This window comes from Azospirillum palustre, from assembly GCF_002573965.1.
GTDB classification, from domain to species: domain Bacteria; phylum Pseudomonadota; class Alphaproteobacteria; order Azospirillales; family Azospirillaceae; genus Azospirillum; species Azospirillum palustre.
Genome location: NZ_PDKW01000042.1, coordinates 438,684 through 455,131 on the forward strand (window position 1 = coordinate 438,684; position 16,448 = coordinate 455,131).

12 protein-coding genes are annotated in these 16,448 nt (G+C 68.5%); 9 read left to right on the top strand and 3 right to left on the bottom strand.

What is annotated here, in order from left to right:
- The coding region (locus tag CRT60_RS19600) for an alpha/beta fold hydrolase (RefSeq protein ID WP_161958095.1) at positions 1-1,319 on the top strand (1,319 nt) is incomplete at its 5' end.
- A 31-nt stretch (positions 1,320-1,350) separates the two neighbouring features.
- Complete coding sequence (locus CRT60_RS19605) at positions 1,351-2,325, top strand: alpha/beta hydrolase (RefSeq protein ID WP_098738218.1); 975 nt, start codon at positions 1,351-1,353, stop codon at positions 2,323-2,325.
- Positions 2,326-2,331: 6 nt separating this feature from the next.
- Here CRT60_RS19605 and CRT60_RS19610 read toward each other — a convergent pair whose 3' ends face one another.
- Positions 2,332-4,878, bottom strand: coding sequence for a TonB-dependent siderophore receptor (locus CRT60_RS19610; protein WP_098738219.1), 2,547 nt, complete (start codon positions 4,876-4,878; stop codon positions 2,332-2,334).
- A 154-nt stretch (positions 4,879-5,032) separates the two neighbouring features.
- Between CRT60_RS19610 and CRT60_RS19615 the strand changes: the two genes are divergently transcribed.
- Entirely contained in the window at positions 5,033-5,566 is a 534-nt protein-coding gene (locus CRT60_RS19615) for an RNA polymerase factor sigma-70 (RefSeq protein ID WP_098738220.1), read from the top strand.
- A gap of 222 nt (positions 5,567-5,788) precedes the next feature.
- Here the strand turns inward: CRT60_RS19615 and CRT60_RS19620 are convergent, their stop codons facing one another.
- Positions 5,789-6,772 carry a LacI family DNA-binding transcriptional regulator gene (locus tag CRT60_RS19620; protein WP_244592698.1) on the bottom strand — a complete coding sequence of 328 codons (984 nt, stop codon included), beginning with the start codon at positions 6,770-6,772 and terminating at the stop codon, positions 5,789-5,791.
- Between the two features lie 443 nt (positions 6,773-7,215).
- Here CRT60_RS19620 and CRT60_RS19625 point away from each other — a divergent pair, with 443 nt between their 5' ends.
- The 5 genes from CRT60_RS19625 to CRT60_RS19645 all read left to right on the top strand — a co-directional run bounded on the left by CRT60_RS19625 (position 7,216) and on the right by CRT60_RS19645 (position 13,894).
- Positions 7,216-8,292: an ABC transporter substrate-binding protein gene (locus tag CRT60_RS19625; RefSeq protein ID WP_280177231.1), complete on the top strand. Its 1,077-nt coding sequence runs from the start codon at positions 7,216-7,218 to the stop codon at positions 8,290-8,292.
- A gap of 11 nt (positions 8,293-8,303) precedes the next feature.
- The gene (locus CRT60_RS19630; protein ID WP_098738222.1) at positions 8,304-10,481 is read left to right on the top strand and encodes an ABC transporter permease; all 2,178 of its coding nucleotides are present in this window, start codon (positions 8,304-8,306) and stop codon (positions 10,479-10,481) included.
- Positions 10,478-11,629 carry an ABC transporter ATP-binding protein gene (locus CRT60_RS19635; RefSeq protein WP_098738223.1) on the top strand — a complete coding sequence of 384 codons (1,152 nt, stop codon included), beginning with the start codon at positions 10,478-10,480 and terminating at the stop codon, positions 11,627-11,629. The genes CRT60_RS19630 and CRT60_RS19635 overlap by 4 nt, the downstream gene beginning before the upstream one ends.
- Before the next feature lie 89 nt (positions 11,630-11,718).
- Positions 11,719-12,495 carry an inositol monophosphatase family protein gene (locus tag CRT60_RS19640; RefSeq protein WP_098738224.1) on the top strand — a complete coding sequence of 259 codons (777 nt, stop codon included), beginning with the start codon at positions 11,719-11,721 and terminating at the stop codon, positions 12,493-12,495.
- 46 nt (positions 12,496-12,541) lie between these two features.
- On the top strand, positions 12,542-13,894 hold the full coding sequence (locus CRT60_RS19645; RefSeq protein ID WP_098738225.1) for a histidine-type phosphatase: 1,353 nt from the start codon (positions 12,542-12,544) through the stop codon (positions 13,892-13,894).
- Here the strand turns inward: CRT60_RS19645 and CRT60_RS19650 are convergent.
- On the bottom strand, positions 13,842-14,954 hold the full coding sequence (locus tag CRT60_RS19650) for a LacI family DNA-binding transcriptional regulator (protein ID WP_098738746.1): 1,113 nt from the start codon (positions 14,952-14,954) through the stop codon (positions 13,842-13,844). The genes CRT60_RS19645 and CRT60_RS19650 overlap by 53 nt on opposite strands.
- Positions 14,955-15,137: 183 nt before the next feature.
- Here CRT60_RS19650 and CRT60_RS19655 point away from each other — a divergent pair, with 183 nt between their 5' ends.
- Positions 15,138-16,421 carry an ABC transporter substrate-binding protein gene (locus tag CRT60_RS19655; RefSeq protein WP_098738226.1) on the top strand — a complete coding sequence of 428 codons (1,284 nt, stop codon included), beginning with the start codon at positions 15,138-15,140 and terminating at the stop codon, positions 16,419-16,421.
- The last annotated feature ends 27 nt before the right edge of the window (positions 16,422-16,448 follow it).

A 16,448-nucleotide genomic window follows, 5' to 3' on the forward strand; every position in this document is an offset into this window, starting at 1 on the left:
GCTATGTCGTGCCGGTCGGCGACGGGGTTGCCGGTGACGGCTTTGTCGAGCGGCTGCGCGGCGGGCTGAAGGCGGCGCTGCCGGACTACATGGTGCCTGCCCATCTCGTGGTGCTGGAACGGTTGCCGCTGACGCCCAATGGCAAGCTGGACCGCAAGGCGCTGCCCGAGCCGGAGCTGGCGTCGTCGCCATCCCGGGTGCCGCCGCGCAGCGCGGCCGAACGCGCCCTGGCGGCGCTGTGGTGCGAGCTGCTGCGGCTGGACAGCGTCGGCGTCACCGACAACTTCTTCGAGCTGGGCGGAGACTCCATCCTCTCCATCCAGCTGGTGACCCGTGCAAGGTCGCTGAAGCCGCTTGGGGTGTCCTTCAAGCTCCGTGACCTCATCCGCAAGCCGACCATCGCCGAACTGCTCGGGACTGCTGCGGAAACAAATGCGACGAAGGGCGGAGCGTCGCCGATCATGGCCCTGAACCGGCCGCTTGCCGGACAGCCGCCGCTGGTCTGCATCCATGCCGGCTTCGGCACGGTCTTCGATTATGAACCGCTGGCCCGTCGCCTCGATGGGCGTCGAAGCGTGCTGGCGATCCAGTCGCGCATGCTGCTCGATCCGGCATGGCGGGACCGTTCGCTGGAGGAGATGGCACGAGACTATGTCGACCTGCTGCGGGCGCGGCAGCCGCAGGGCCCCTACGAGCTGCTCGGCTGGTCGCTGGGAGGAACGATTGCCGCGCTGATGGCGGCCGAGTTGGAGCGCCGGGGGCAGCGTGTGCGGCGCCTTGCCCTGCTCGACCCCTTCGTGCCATCGCGGGAAATCGGCGAGGTTGGGCTGGATGACTGGCGCGACGATCTCGCCGGCTTCCTTGCGGTGATGTTGCCGGGAGTGGCTGTCGGCCCTCCCGCGGCCGGGTCCGAAGACGCCGACGCGATCAGGAGCGTCATCTCCCCGATGCTCGATGCTCCCCGGACCGGCAGTGCCGAAGGACTGGGGACCGCGATGGGGGCGGAGGAGCTGACCCAGGCCTTCCTGACCGCCCGCCATCTGAAGCGGCTGTCCGTAGCCCTGCCTGCCTGCCTGCCGATCGATGCCGCTGTGCAGGGCTGGTGGATCGCAGCCCGCGACACCGACCGGCTGCGCCTGGAGACGCAGCTTGGCGGACGCCCGCTGCCCTGGCGGACACTCGGCTGCGGTCATTTCGAGGCGCCGCGCGACGAGGGCTTCCTGGCGGACATCGCTGAACATCTGGCGGGGCCGGCGGCGGAACGGCCCGATGCCCCTACCGACGCTCCGACCTCTGACCTAGCGGATGCCGCGGAGTGAGCGCGCCCATCCGGACCGGGAGTAACGACCGATGCCTGTGAACCCCGATATTGCCGCCTTCCTCGCGCTCGCCGCGGGTGGACGCGAGGGCGGCAGGATGAAGCCGATGCACGCCCTGTCGCCAGCGGAGGCCCGGCTCGCCTTCGAGCACACCTCCCGCATGATGAACCCCGGCGGCGAGCCGGTGGAGCGGGTGGAGGAGCTGTCCATCCCGACCCGCGACGGTGCCGTGCTGCCGGCCCGTCTCTATTCCGCCGACCGGACGGCGATGCCGGCTCCGGTGCTGCTCTTCTTCCACGGCGGGGGCTATGTCGTCGGCAGCCTCGACTCCCATGACGGGCTGTGCCGGGCGATTGCATCGAAGAGCGGGGTTGCGGTCCTGTCGGTGGGATATCGTCTGGCTCCGGAGCATCGCTTTCCCACGGCTTTCGACGATGCGCTGGACGCGCTGGACTGGCTCGGCGGGGCTGGCGCGGCACTGGGGCTCGACGGCGGCCGTCTGGCGGTGGGGGGCGACAGCGTCGGCGGCAGTCTCGCAGCGGCGATCAGCCTGCGGGCCGCCGCGGATCCCGGCCTGCCGCGCCCGCGTCTGCAGGTGTTGATCTATCCGGTGACCGATGCCACGGCCGAAACCGATTCCCTATGCCGGTACGGGGAAGGGCATCTGCTGGAGCGGGCGACGTTGGAGTGGTTCTATCGCCATTATGCCGGTGAGGAGGCCGACCGGCGGGACGGCCGCTTCTCGCCGCTGTTGGCGGAGCTTTCACCCGGTGTCGCGGCCTCGCTGGCGCCGGCTCTGCTCGTGCTGGCCGAATGCGATCCGCTGGTCGATGAAGGGATCGCCTACGGGCACAAGCTGGCGGCGGCCGGCGCTCCCGTCGATGTGCGGATCTATGCCGGGATGACCCACGATTTCCTGCGGATGGGCGCCCTGGTGGACGAGGCGGAGGAAGCGCAGGATCTGATCGCCGATGTGCTGCGCCGGAATTTGGCCGAGGCTGGCTGACGGTCGTCACCAACTGTAGGACAGGGTGGCCAGAACTGCCCGGCGGTTGCCGTAGAAAACGGAGTTCTCGTAGAATCCCGGCGAGAAATAGCGTCGGTCGAACAGGTTTGTCGCGGTCACGGTGAGACCGGCGCCGTCGAGTGCCGGGCGGAGCCGTCCCAGATCGTAGCCGAGGCTGACATCGGCCAGCATGTAGGAGGGGACGCGCATGCTGTTCGCGGCATTGTAGGTCGCACCGACATAGCGCATTCCGATGCCGGCGGTCAGACCGCCGGCCGCTCCATCGTCGATATGCCGATGCAGCCAGACCGCGGCGGCATGACGCGGTACCGAGGCCACCCGCTTTCCCGTCCTGTCGGTTCCGCCAGGGTAAGGCGTGTCGCGGGTGACCCGCGCGTCGGTGTAGCTGTAGGCCGCCGTCAAGTCGGTCGCGGCATCGAGAGCCGCCTTCGCCTCCAGTTCGACGCCGCGCGACCGCACCTCTCCGGTTTGGATGGAATAGCCGGGATTGTCCGGGTCGGCGGCAGTGAGGTTGCGCTGAACGGCACGGAACAGGGACAGGGTGAAGAGACCGTCGAAGCTCTTCGGCCGGTAGCGCAGCCCGGCTTCCAGCTGTGTTCCCCGGCTCGGCGAGAAGGGGCGGCCCTGCACGTCGCTGTCGCTGTTCGGCTGGAAGGAGGTCGAGTGGCCGGCATAGGGCGTCAGGCCGCTTTCGAAGCGGTAGGCCAGCCCGATGCGTTTGGTGAAGGCCCGGTCGACCTGCGTCGTCTCCACCAGTGGACCATCGGACAGGCGGCCGACAGTCCCGGTACGGCTCCAGTCCAGCCGGCCACCGAGCGTCAGCCGCCAGTTGCCGGCGGCGATTTCGTCCTGGGCATAGAGGCCGGTCTGGCGGATGCGGTCGGTCAGGTCGCGGGCAAGCGTCGCGTCCCAGCCATAGGAGCCGCCATAGACCGGATCGAAGACGTCGAGCGCATCGGCCACCGTGCCGTTCCGCCGCGTCTCGTGTGCCCGGTAGAGGCCATGGTCGAGTCCCGCCAGCAGGCTGTGGCGCAGCGGGCCGGTGGCGGCGCTGCCCTGCAGGTTGGTATCTACCAGCAGCGTCGAACTGGTCTTGGGCCGGTCCTGCAACCCGAAGCGGTAGTAGCGGTCCGCCTCCAGCAGGCCCGAGGACGCCCAGCTCGACAGATAGCCGACGCGGCTGCGGCTGTAGCGCAGGGTCTGATTCAGCATCCAGTCCCCGGTCAGGGCATGCCGGATATCGTAGCCGGCCGACAGGCTGCGCGAACGGTAGGAACTCAGTCCGGGATAGCCGAGGAACAGGCTCGAGTCCAGGCGGCCGTATGGATTGTCCAGCACCGTCCCCGCTGCCGGGAAGCTCTGCTCCGCCCCCATCTTTCGGAAATCGAGCCAGCTTGCGAGCAGCGTGATGTCGGTCTTCTCTCCAGCGGACCAGGACAGGGCGGGCGCGACATAGAGGCGGTCGTCCGGGGTGCGTTCGATCTGTGTGCCGCTTCGTCGTGACAGCATGGTCAGGCGATAGCGAAGCGTCCCCTCGGCGTCGATCCGGTCGCCGAGGTCGGCCGTGACCTGCCTCCGGTCATGGCTTCCGCCCTGCAGCTGGAGCCGATGGAGCGGGGTGCCGGTCGGGCGCTTGCTGGTCAGGGCGATGGCTCCGCCGGGTGGCATGGCTCCATAGAGTGTGGAGGCCGGGCCTTTCAGCACCTCCACCCGTTCCACGCCGAAAGGCTCGTACTCCAGCCCGTAAGGGTTGTAGCCGCTGCGCAGCCCGTCGATCATGACGGACTCCGAACTCTGGCGGAAACCGCGAACGAAGACGTCGATGGCACCCTGGCCGCCGGGGTAGTCGATGGGGCGAACCCCGGCGCTGTAGGAGAGGGCGGCATTGATGTCCTGGACGTCGCGCCGGTCCAGATCTTCCCGCGTGACGATGGAAAGTCCTTGCGGCGATTCCTCGATGGGCGTTGCGGTCTTGCCGGCACTGCCGCCGTGGCTGGGGAGCCGCGCTGCCAGCCCCGCGGATGGCGGGCGGCCTTCCACCGTCAGGGCCGGAAGGAATCCGGGATTCTCCTGGAGCCGGCCGATCGTCACCATCCGCTCCCGCATCTCGAAGGCGAGGTCGGTTCCGCTCAGCAGGATGGAAAGGGCATCCGCCGGGGCCATCCGCCCCGACAGCGCACGCGAGCGGCGTTCGGCCAAAAGGTCGGGGTTGTAGAGAATCTGCAAGCCGGTCTGGCGGCCCAATCTGGTCAGCGCCTCCCGAAGGGGCAGGGCAGGGATCTCCAGCAGCATCTCCTGTGCTGCCGGCTCCTGTGCTGCCGGCTGCCCGATGTCGGACGGAGCGGGAGCCGGGTCGATGGAGGCCGAAAGGGCAGGGGCGGGCAAGCCCAGCGACGCCGTCCAGACCGCCGTCCAGACCGTCGTCCGACCGGCCGCGACCCGGCAGGCCGCCAGCCAGCCGAGCGCAGGAGGCCGATGGCCGGCACCCCGGCTCCGGGTGGTTGGGCGGAGCCCCGCGAGACGATCGGTCATCCAAAGCCCCTACAACGCACGCTGGAAACCGCACGGAGAAATTCTGCCGTTTCCTTGTTTGCAAATGATTGTCAGTTGCATTAGCCTGCGGCAGCTTGTCAAGCCAGAGGGATTGCAACCCCACCGTGGCTTCACTCTGCACAAGGAACTCTCCATGCGACAGGTCGGATCCGTCGAAAGCCAGACCCTGTGCGACGTCTTCACCACGCACCGGCGCTCGTTGATCGGGGTGGCCGAGCGGATCACCGGCTGTCGCCACCATGCCGAAGATGTTGTCCAGGATGCCTTTCTGAAGCTTCTGGGTGCGGAATCGACCAGTTCCATCCGGGCCAAGGCGGGCTACCTGATGATGGTGGTCCGTAACCTGGCAATCGATCATTACCGCCGGAAGGGCATGGAGTCACGCTTGCTCGTGGCAGAGGAGGAAGGGCAGGCGGTAAGCACGCCGGAGGCGGCGTCGCCGGAAAACGTAAATGTGAACCGTGAACTTCTGCAAACGCTTGAGTCCGCCCTGGCCGATCTGCCGGAGCGGACCCGCTATGCCTTCGAGATGCACCGGATCCACGGCCACAGCCAGAAGGACATCGCCGCCACCCTCGGTGTGTCGCCGACGCTGGTCAACTTCATGATTCGCGACGCACTGATCCATTGCCGCAAGACGATGAAGCGAATCGACCCGTTGTCCTGAACGACGGCCCGGTGCCGCGTCCGCTGCCGCTCTTCGCCAGCGCTGTCACTTCATCGATCGCCAAGAATACAAATGGGAGTCGCCGGTCGCCGGGGCTTCGTCGGTGTCGAGGACCGGCGCGCTCGAAAACGCCGCTTTCACACCAGTTGCGGTGGCGGCGGTGGGGGGCTTCCGGTTCCCGAAGCGGGCCGGGAGATCGCACCACGGAAAACCCGGCGCGCTTCAAACCGCGGTTCGGCGGACCACGAGTTCGGGCAGGACGAGATCGACCTCGCGGTTCGGCGGGCTCCCCTTGCCGATGCCCTCGATCATCGCCATCAGCCGGCCGACCTGGCTGTCGAGGTTCGGGCGCAGGCTGCTCAGGCCGAAGGCCGGCCAGGAGGCCATGGGGATGTCATCGAAGCCGAGGACCGCAACATCCTCCGGCACCCGCAAACGGAAGGTGGCGGCAGCCTGGAGGGCGCCCAGCGCTATGATGTCGTTGAAGCAGAACAGCGCGTCGGGGCGGTCCGAGCGGGCGAACAGCCGCGTTGCCGCGTTGTAGCCGCCTTCGAAGCTGTTGTCCTCGGACTCCTCCTCCATGAAGGGCAGGCCGGCATCCTCCAGCGCGGCGGCAAGCCCGGCCCGGCGCCGCCGATTGGCGTCGGTCTGCGCCGTCTTCGTGACATAGGCGATGCGGCGCCGGCCGGACTGCACCAGAAAGCGGCCGCCCATCAGCCCGCCGAGCCGGTTGTCGCAGGCCACCCCGCCAAGCCCCTCGATCTGCCGGCCGAACTGGAACACCGGAGTGTCGAGCGCGCGGAGCCGGTCGACGACATGGTCCGACACGGTTCCGCCCATCACCACGATGGCATCCACCTGATAATCGAGCGCATGCATGGTCGAGCTGGTCAGATCGTGCTGCCGTGTCTCCGGGATGACCAGGGCGCGCCTGTCGGCCTCCGCGATGGCCACCAGCAGCTTCTTCAGCACCAGATCGGTGTGCGGATTCTCCAGTTCGGCCAGCAGCAGGGCGACAAGGCCGGTGTTCTGGCCGGTCAGCGAGCGGGCAATGACGTTGGGGCGGTATCCCAGCGCTTCCGAGGCCGCCATGATGCGCTTGCGCGTCTCCTCGGACACCAGCCCATCGCCGAAACAGCGGGAAACCGCCGAGCGTGAAACGCCCGCCATATCGGCCACCTGCTGGGCGGTCACCCGCGACTTCATTGACGACACTGGGGTTCCGTCCCTTGCCCGCATCCGGATCGTTGCCAAGGGATACTGAGGGCGAAACCGGACGATCGCAAGCGCTATGCGCCGCCCGGAAATTTCACTGAATACGGCACTATAATGCACGCGCGTGCAGCACTAGAAACTTCCGCGACGATGGCGGTCGGGGTGGGGTTTCGACCTTTTGGTGGGTGCCGTTTGATCGGTCCCGCTGTGTGAAGGGTGCTATGACCGCTATTTTTCGCCGTTTCCAGGCTGATGTGCGTATCTCCCGCCTTCGGCATGATTCCGGAGTAACGCATCTGTCTGGGGATTGACAGTTGTTCGCATCTCAAATAGCGTGACGTACGAATGAACGCGCGTGCATAAACAATTCAAAGCGGCCGGCCATGCCGACATCGCCGAAAGAAGCCGTCCGTTTCCTTGAAGGGAGGAACTTCATGCATTGCAAAACACGACGCCCGGCCACGGCCGCCGGCCGGAAGCGCCTGCGCTCGATGGTGCTGGCGGTGACCGCGGCGGCGGGGCTGGCCGTCCTGGCCGGGCCGTCGCCGGCCGCCGCGTCGGAGGTGGTCGTCTACTGCTCGGTCAACGAGGACTGGTGCCGCGAGGTGGTGACCTCCTTCGAGCGCAAGACCGGCATCAAGGCGCTGATGACCCGCAAGAGCGCGGGCGAGGTCTATGCACAGCTTCGGGCCGAGAAATCCAATCCGAAGGCCGACATCTGGTTCGGCGGCTCGGGCGATCCTCATTTGCAGGCGGCGGAAGAGGGGCTGACGGAGCCGTACAAGTCGCCGGAACTCGACAGGCTGTATGGCTGGGCGATCCGCCAGGCGGAAATCTCCGGCTACCGGACGGTCGGCATCTACATGGGGGCGCTCGGCTTCGGCTATAACAAGGACCTGCTGGCCAAGCGCAAGATCGCGGCCCCCGCCTGCTGGTCCGATCTGGTCAAGTCCGATTTCCGGGACGAAATCCAGATCGCCGATCCCAATTCGTCCGGCACCGCCTACACCATGCTGGCGACGATGGTGCAGTTGATGGGCGAGGATGCGGCCTTCGATTACCTGAAGAGGCTGCACCGCAACGTCAACCAGTACACCAAATCCGGCGCGGCTCCGGCGAAGTCGGCGGCGCAGGGCGAAACCATGCTGGGCATCGCGTTCCAGCACGACCTGCTGGTGGAGGCGATTGCCGGCGCCCCGGTCGCCATCGTCGCGCCGTGCGAGGGCACAGGCTACGAGATCGGCTCTATGAGCCTCGTCAAGGGTGCGCGCAACCCCGACACCGCCAAGATCTTCTACGATTGGGCGTTGACGCCCGAGGTGCAGGCGCTGGGCGCCAAGGCCAGGAATTTCCAGATTCCCAGCAACAGCGGCGCCCAGATCCCGCCGGAATCGCCGCGTGTCGACCGGATGAAGCTGATTTCCTACGACTTCGCGCGCTACGGCTCGAGCGCGGAACGCACCCGCCTGCTCGCCAAGTGGGATCACGAGGTCAAGTCCCTGTCCAGATAGGTCCCGCGATCATGAAACGACATCTCGGTTTCTGGCTGGCCGCGGGCTGGGCGGCGGTGCTTGTCCTGCCCTGGCACATCGGCGGCGTCTGGCCGGTCTTCTGGCCGGGCGGTCCGCAGAACGGCCCCTCCGCCGGTGACGGCATGCCGGCGCTGATCCAGGGGCTGCTGCTGGGACGGCCGTGGCTGCTGGCGTCGGTCCTGCCGCTGCTGGCGGCGCTGGCCGGCTTGCGGGCGACGGGCGGAGCAAAGGGCGGAGCGGACGGACGGGCGCGGTCAGCGTGGCTGACCGCCGCCGGGGCCGGCGGGCTCGGCTGGCTGCTGGTGGAAAGCCTCGCCGTCACCCAGCCGGGCCTGGGGCTGGGCGCCGCCGCCTATGCGGTGGTCTGCCTCGTGCTGGGCGCCCATGGGCTGGCGCTGCGCGGCTGGTGCAAAGGCGATGTCTTCATCGTCGCCTCCATCGGGCTGGTGCTGGGCTCGATCCTGGTCTTCGTCGGCTTCCCGGTGGTCACCATCCTGCTGTCGGCGGTCCAGGACAACGACGGCCGGCTGACGGTCGTGGGTCTGTTCGACAAGCTGACCGACAGCGGCATCTGGGGCCTCGGCTGCGTGCTGGGCACCGGCAGCACATGTGGGGTGGCCTGGAACACGCTGGCCCTGGCGGGCGTGGTCGGGGTGCTGACCACCGGCACGGGGCTGGCCTTCGCGCTGATCGCGGTGCGCACCGGCTTCCGCTACAAGGCGGCCTTGCGGCTGGCCTCGATCCTGCCGGTGATCACGCCGCCCTTCGTCATCGGGCTTGCCATCATCCTGCTGTTCGGCCGCGCCGGCGTGGTGACCGATCTGCTGTCCACCTTGTTCGACATTCCCCGCTCGCGCTGGATTTACGGCATGCCGGGGGTGGCAATGGCACAGATCCTCGCCTTCACGCCGATTTCCTTCCTGGTGCTGGTCGGCGTGCTGCAAGGGGTGAGCCCGACGCTGGAGGAGGCGTCGCAGACCCTGCGCGCCACCCCGTGGATCACCTTCCGCACGGTGACGCTGCCGCTGATCCGTCCCGGCCTCGCCAATGCCTTCCTGATCTCCTTCATCGAAAGCCTGGCGGATTTCGGCAACCCGCTGGTGCTCGGCGGCAATTTCGACGTGCTGTCGACCAAGATCTTCTATGCGGTGGTCGGTGCCGCCCATGACCAGGGACGGGCCGCCGTGCTGGCGATCATCCTGTTGTCCTTCACCCTGTCGGCCTTCCTGGCGCAGCGACGGTGGCTCGGCCGCCGGTCCTACACCACGGTGGCCGGCAAGGGCGATGCCGGCCTGCCCAGCCCGCTGCCGCCGGGGGTGCGGATCGCCGCATCGGCCGTCGCGGCGCTGTGGACGGGGCTGACCGTGCTGGTCTACGGCACCATCCTGGTCGGCGGCTTCATGAAAAGCCTGGGGCGCGACAACACGCTGACGCTGATCCATTACCAGACCGCCTTCGGCATCGAAACCGGGCCGAACGGCTGGTGGTTCAGCGGATCCGCCTGGGATTCGCTGTTCACGACGCTGGGCGTGTCGCTGGTCGCCATGCCGCTGACGGCGGCGCTCGGGCTGCTGACCGCCTATCTGCTGGTGCGCCAGTCCTTCCTCGGCCGCGGGGCGTTCGAGTTCCTGACGATGCTGAGCTTCGCCATCCCCGGCACAGTGATCGGCGTCAGCTACATCCTCGCCTTCAACACGCCGCCGCTGGAACTGACGGGGACCGGGCTGATCCTGATCATCGCCTTCGTCTTCCGCAACATGCCCGTCGGCATCCGCGCCGGCATCGCCACCCTGAGCCAGATCGACAAGAGCCTGGACGAGGCGTCGCTGACGCTGGGGGCGCGGTCCTTCACCACGCTGCGCCGGGTGATCCTGCCGCTGCTGCGCCCGGCCATCGTCACCGCCATGGTCTACAGCTTCGTCCGCGCCATCACCAGCGTCAGCGCGGTCATCTTCCTGGTGACGGCCAAATACAACCTCGCCACCGCCTACATCGTCGGCCGGGCCGAGGTCGGCGAATACGGCCTCGCCATCGCCTACTCCTCCGCCCTCATCGCGATCATGGTGGTGGCGCTGCTGGCGATCCAGCTGCTGGTCGGCGAACGCCGCCTGGGCCGCCGCACCGCCGCCTTGCCCGTCAGCACTTCAGCCTCGAAGGTCAACGCATGACCCCTATCCGGACCCCGTCCTCCGGGACGACGACCCTTGAGCCGGCCCCGGCTCCGGCAGTTGCCAGCGCCCGGCCGGCGGTGGAGTTCCGCTCCGTCGTCAAGCGCTATGGCGCCTTCACCGCCGTGCACGAGCTGACTTTCTCCATCGAAGCGGGGACACTCGTCACGCTGCTCGGGCCGTCTGGCTGCGGCAAGACCACCACCCTGCGCATGATCGCCGGGCTGGAGCAGGCGTCGTCCGGCACCATCCTGATCGGCGGCGAGAACGTCACCGCCCGCTCCGCGGCGGAACGCGACGTCAGCATGGTGTTCCAGAGCTACGCCCTGTTTCCGCACATGACCATCCTCGACAATGTGGCCTATGGGCTGACGGTCGGCGGCATGGCCAAGCGCGCGGCGCTGGAGGCGGCGCGCGACAAGCTGGCCCTGGTCGGCCTCGCCGGGCTGGAGGGCCGCCTGCCCAGCGAATTGTCGGGCGGCCAGCAGCAGCGGGTGGCCGTGGCCCGCGCCATCGTGCTGGAGCCGCGCGTCCTGCTGTTCGACGAGCCGCTGTCGAACCTGGACGCCAAGATGCGCCGGCAGGTGCGGGAGGACATCCGGCAACTCCAGCAGTCGCTGAAGCTGACCGTGGTCTACGTCACGCACGACCAGGAGGAGGCGCTGGCGGTGTCCGACCGCATCATCGTGATGGCCGGCGGCAGGATCGCCCAGGACGGCACGCCGCGCGACCTCTACCAGCGGCCGGCCAGCCGGTTCATCGCCGATTTCATCGGCGACGCCAACATCGTTCCGGCGCTGCTGGAGGGGCGGGACGGTGCGCTGGGCCGGGTGAGGGTGGGCATGGCCACCGGCATGGCGGCCCTGGCGCTGCCGCACCGCGATCTGGCCGACGGGCCGGTCGATCTGGCGGTGCGCCCCAACGCGATCCGCCTCGCACTCAGCCAGGATCCGTCCGACGGCTTGCCGGGCCGGGTGCAGTTCGCGGCCTATCTCGGCGACCACATGGAGTATGAGGTGGCCGTGGCGCTGGGCGGCCGCGAGGTCATGCTGTTCGCGCGAACCCCGGACGTCGATGCGCCGCTGTCCGTCGGCGATGCCGTCAGCGTCGGCTTCGCGCCGCGGGGCGTCACCATCGTTCCGCCCTGATCCGCCCGTCCCGCTCCCTTTTTCCCCCGTCCCTTCTACCCAAGACATCCCGGGCCGGCGCTGCCGGCTGCCGGCGGAGCTTTCCTGTCATGACCGATTTCGACGACCGCCTGCGTTTCGCCATCGACCTCGCCACCGAGGCGGGAGCCCTGGCGCGGTCCATGCGCCAAGGGCTGGGCGCGGTTGAGACCAAGAGCAGCATCGATTTCTGCACCGCGGCCGACCTTGCGGTGGAAGCGCTGGTGCGTCGGCGCCTCGACGAGGCATTCGGCGACCCGGTGATCGGCGAGGAGGCCGGCGGCGATCCGGCCGAACTGGTCTGGGTGGTCGACCCCATCGACGGCACGACCAACTACATCCACGGCACGGCCAACTGGTGCGTCTCTCTGGCCCTGGTCCATCGGGGTGCCGTCGAGATCGGCGTGATCCATGCCCCCGACCTCGACCAGCTGTTCGTCGCCCGCCGCGGCCAGGGGGCGACCCTGAACGGCCGCCCGCTGCGCACCAGCGGCCTGCGCCATGGCGGCGGGGCGGTGGTTGAGGTCGGCTGGTCGGCGCGTCGCCCGCTGGCGCTCAGCCTCGACCTGATCACCCAGATGATCGCCGACGACATTGAGTTTCGCCGCTGCGGGTCGGGCGCGATGGGCCTCGCCAATGTCGCGGCCGGCATCAGCGACGGCTATGTCGAACTGCACATCAATGCCTGGGACGCGCTGGCCGGCCTGCTTCTGGTGCGCGAGGCGGGCGGCTGGACCAACGACTTCCTTGCCGGCGACGGGCTGCGGCTGGGCAACGTCGTCGTCGCCTGCACCGCCGAACTGACCGGGCGGTTGCAAGCGCTGGGACCGCTGCGGGGCGTCGCCTGACGCGCCACGGGACTTCGAACATCGAAAAAAACCGGTGGAGGAAGCAATGAAGCGAGCCAGGGTCCGGACATCCGCCCTGCTGGGTGCCGCTCTCGTCTTGGGTGGACTGCTGTCGGCACCGGCGCCGGCAAGGGCCGCGGAGACCCGCGAGACCGTCGAGAAGGCGTTGATCTTCAGCCGTCACGGCGTTCGGCCTCCGACAGAAACCCACAAGATCGTTCCGCTCTCCACCAGGGACTGGCCGTCCTGGCCGGTGCCGGACGGGCATCTGACGCCGCATGGCCGCGAGGGAGCGGTGCTGATGGGGCAATTCTACCGGTCGCGCTTCGTCGGCAACGGACTGTTGCCGGCCGGCGGCTGTCCGGCGGCCGGCGACGTCTTCGCCTGGGCCAACACCGACCAGCGCACCCGCGAGACCGGCAACGGCATTCTGGAGGGGCTGTTTCCCGGCTGCGGCCTGAAGGCGGCGTCGAAGCCGCCGCAGGGTGGACGCGACGTGCTGTTCGCGCCGATTGCGCAGGGACTGTCGCCGCTCGACCCCGCCAGCGCCAGGGCCGGCGTGCTGGAGGCGATGGGCGGCAGCATCGACGCCTACAAGGCCAAACTGGCGCCGCTGTTCGCACGGCTCGACGCCGTGCTGCCGGGGCCGCGTCCGGAGACCTGCCGGAAGGCGGGGCTGGCCGAGGGCTGTCACCTGATCGACCTGCCCTGGGCCATCGACCAGGGGAAGGACAAGGGGCGCAACATCGGGCTGGACGGCCCGCTCGATCTCGCCTCCACCATCGCCGAGACCTTCCGGCTGGAATATATGGAGGGCATGGCCGCCGATCAGGTTGGCTGGGGCAGGGTGGGGGCGGACGAGGTCCGCGACCTGATGGCCCTGCGCATGGCGAAATACGACGTGATCGAGCATGTGCCCTACATCGCCCGCCGCGGCGCGTCCTTCCTGTTGCAGCAGATCGTCGCGGCGATGAACGAGGGCGCCGGTCCGCAAAGCTCCGCAGCGGGGAGCGGCGGTCCCCCGCCGGCCAAGCTGACCCTGCTGGTTGGGCATGACACCAACATCGGCCATATGCGCGCGGTCATGCAGGTGGGCTGGGCGATGGAGGGATCGCAGCCCAACGACTCCTCGCCGACCGGAGCGATGCTGTTCGAGCGCCTGAAGGACGGGGCCAGCGGCAAGCGCTATGTCCGGCTGTCCTTCGCCGCCCCCACGGCCGATCAGGTCCGCGGCCTGACGCCGCTGACCGGCGATGCCGGGCCGAGGGTGGCGGCGCTGGAGCTTCCCGGCTGCACCGACCGGCTCGGACCCGGCACCTGCGAACTGTCGCAGTTCACCGCGCTGGTCAGCCAGCGGCTGGACCCGACCGCGGTGGGGAAGCCGGACTATACCCAGTGAGGACAGTGGTTGGGTCGCTCTGGCGGCGGACCAGCCGGTGGGGAAGCAATACCTCCCCGACGCTGTTTCCCCCCCGCAGATCGCGCAGGCTGGCAACGACGGCATCGCCGAACAGCTGGTAGGGGATTTTGACCGAGCTGAGCCAGGGGGCGATCCAGTCGTTGAGGTCGTTGTCGTCGATGCCGACCGGGCGGCAGTCGTCCGGGATGCGCACGCCCTGCTCGCCGGCGGCGCGGAACAGGCCGTAGGCCATCAGGTCGCTGGGGCAGAGGATGCCGTCGGGCCAGCCGCCATCGGCGGTCAGCCGTTTCGCGGCGGCATAGCCGCAATCGAGATGGTTGCCGCCCGGCCCGTCGCAGCGGCGGACCGTCAGGCCGGGCCGCCTCTCCTCCAGCCGGTCGAGAAACCCCTCCACCCGTTCCCGGATGGTCGAGGACAGGTCCGCCGGGTGGATGACCGCCGGGGCGCGCACGCCGCAGGCCAGCAGATGGTCGGCGGCGTCCGCGCCCGCCTGCCTGTTGTCGATCCCGATGAAGGGGCCGCCGCCATAGGGATTGCGGCGGTTCACGAAGACGATCGGCTCGCGCCGGTCCAGCGATGCCTCCAGTTCGGGGCTGGCGACCGCGCTCACCACGATGAACCCCTCGGCGAAGCGTGACCGCATCGCGCGCAGATACTCGTCCTGCAGGTCGGGACGGTCGTGGGTGTCGCACAGGATCATCACATAGCCGGCGGCACGCAGGGCCGCCTCCGTCGACGCGGCGATGGCGGCCATGGCCGGGTTGTCGAGATTGGGCGCCAGCATGGCGACCAGGCGGCTGTCGCCCCCGCGCAGGCTGCGGCCGATGGGGTTCGGACGATAGCCGCGCTCCGCGATCAGCTTTTGCACCTTCGCCACCGTCGCGGCGGAAGCCCGGCCCAGATCGCCGTTGGCGATGCGCGAGACGGTGGAGACGGACACCCCCGCTTCGGCCGCGATGTCGGCCAGGGAAATCTGTCCGGACATCTGGCCAGAGGCCTGCCCCGAGGCCTGTCCCGGTTCCCGGCGCTGATCGTTCATGGCCCCCTCCATTTGTGCATCGAACATTGCCGTTGACAGTTTAGGCAAACGTTTGCCATGTTCAAGGGAGAAGAGCGGAGCCGGTAAATTCCGGCCTGCGCCGAGCTGCCGGTGTCGGCAGGAAACAGGTCCGGACAGGGACCGACCGAGGGTCCGGAAGCGACCCCGCAAGGAGGAAACGCAATGAAGAAGGCAGCATGGATGGCCGGCTGTGCGCTGGCGTTGTCGATCCTCGGGGCCGCTGGCGCCCAGGCCGAAACCACGCTCCGCATCATGTGGTACTCGGACGGCAACGAGGGCGAGGTCATGAACGACCTGCTCCGCCGGTTCGAGGAGAAGAACAAGGACGTCAAGGTCGTCCTCGACCAGGTGCCCTTCAAGGCGATCAACGAGACGCTGCCGGTGCAGCTGGCCTCCGGCCAGGGTCCGGATCTGGCCCGCATCACCGACATGGGCGGCCTCGCCCCCTACCTGCTGGATGTCCGTTCCCATGTGAAGGACGCCGCCTATTGGGAGCAGAATTACGGGCCGTTCCTGCAGTGGATGCGGGTGCCGGGCAACACCACCGCGATTCCCGGCTACATGACGCAGCTGACGGTGACCGGCCCCTTCGTCAACAAGACGCTGTTCGAACAGGCGGGCGTCGCCATGCCGGGCGCCAACGCGACCTGGGAGGATTGGGCCAAGGCGGCCAAGGCGGTCGCCGACAAGGTGCAGGCGCCGTTCCCGGTCGCCTTCGACCGCTCCGGCCACCGCTTCTTCGGCCTTGCCGTCTCGCAAGGGGCGCAGATGGCCGAGACCGGCGGCGAGCTGAAGCCGGTCGATGACGGGTTCAAGCGCGCCGCCAAGCTGGTCGTCGACTGGCACAAGGCCGGCGTGATGTCGAAGGAGCTGTGGGGTGCGGTGTCCGGCACCGCCTATCGCGGCGCCAACGAGGAATTCAAGAACGCGCAGGTCGTCTTCTACGAATCGGGTTCCTGGCAGACCGCGCAGTTCGACAAGACCATCGGCGACGCTTTCGACTGGATCGCGGTGCCGACGCCCTGCGGCCCGGCCAACTGCTCCGGCATGCCCGGCGGTGCCGCACTCGTCGCGCTGAAGACCAGCAGCTATCCGGCCGAGGTCGGGCGCCTGCTCGACTATCTCGCCAGCGAGGAGGTCGCGGGCGAGTTCTATGCGCGCACGCTGTTCGTGCCCGGCCATATCGGCCTCGCCAAGAAGGGCATCGCCTACAAGTCGGCCTCGCCGCAGGCCGCTGCCGCGCTGAAGGTGTTCGGCGATGCGGTCGGCAAGCTCGATCCGGTGGCCTACCGCATCCAGGGCGACCCCAGCAGCCGCATCGTCTTCAACGCCGCCATCAGCCGCCTGGGTCAGGTGGTGGTCGGCGAAACGAGCCTGGACGACGCCTATCAGCGGATCTCCGCCGACGTCGCCCAGCAGATCGCCGAGCGCAAGAAGAAGCAGTAACGCCCGGCCTTCCTCTCCCAACCCTGG

What these genes read in the sequence shown, in the direction of transcription:
- CRT60_RS19605 (WP_098738218.1), top strand. Translation starts at nt 1,351, where the DNA reads ATGCCTGTGAACCCCGATATTGCCGCCTTCCTCGCGCTCGCCGCGGGT.
- CRT60_RS19615 (WP_098738220.1), top strand. Translation starts at nt 5,033, where the DNA reads ATGCGACAGGTCGGATCCGTCGAAAGCCAGACCCTGTGCGACGTCTTC.
- CRT60_RS19630 (WP_098738222.1), top strand. Translation starts at nt 8,304, where the DNA reads ATGAAACGACATCTCGGTTTCTGGCTGGCCGCGGGCTGGGCGGCGGTG.
- CRT60_RS19655 (WP_098738226.1), top strand. Translation starts at nt 15,138, where the DNA reads ATGAAGAAGGCAGCATGGATGGCCGGCTGTGCGCTGGCGTTGTCGATC.
- CRT60_RS19620 (WP_244592698.1), bottom strand. Translation starts at nt 6,772, where the DNA reads ATGAAGTCGCGGGTGACCGCCCAGCAGGTGGCCGATATGGCGGGCGTT.
- CRT60_RS19650 (WP_098738746.1), bottom strand. Translation starts at nt 14,954, where the DNA reads ATGAACGATCAGCGCCGGGAACCGGGACAGGCCTCGGGGCAGGCCTCT.
- CRT60_RS19610 (WP_098738219.1), bottom strand. Translation starts at nt 4,878, where the DNA reads ATGACCGATCGTCTCGCGGGGCTCCGCCCAACCACCCGGAGCCGGGGT.
- CRT60_RS19635 (WP_098738223.1), top strand. Translation starts at nt 10,478, where the DNA reads ATGACCCCTATCCGGACCCCGTCCTCCGGGACGACGACCCTTGAGCCG.
- CRT60_RS19625 (WP_280177231.1), top strand. Translation starts at nt 7,216, where the DNA reads ATGCATTGCAAAACACGACGCCCGGCCACGGCCGCCGGCCGGAAGCGC.
- CRT60_RS19640 (WP_098738224.1), top strand. Translation starts at nt 11,719, where the DNA reads ATGACCGATTTCGACGACCGCCTGCGTTTCGCCATCGACCTCGCCACC.
- CRT60_RS19645 (WP_098738225.1), top strand. Translation starts at nt 12,542, where the DNA reads ATGAAGCGAGCCAGGGTCCGGACATCCGCCCTGCTGGGTGCCGCTCTC.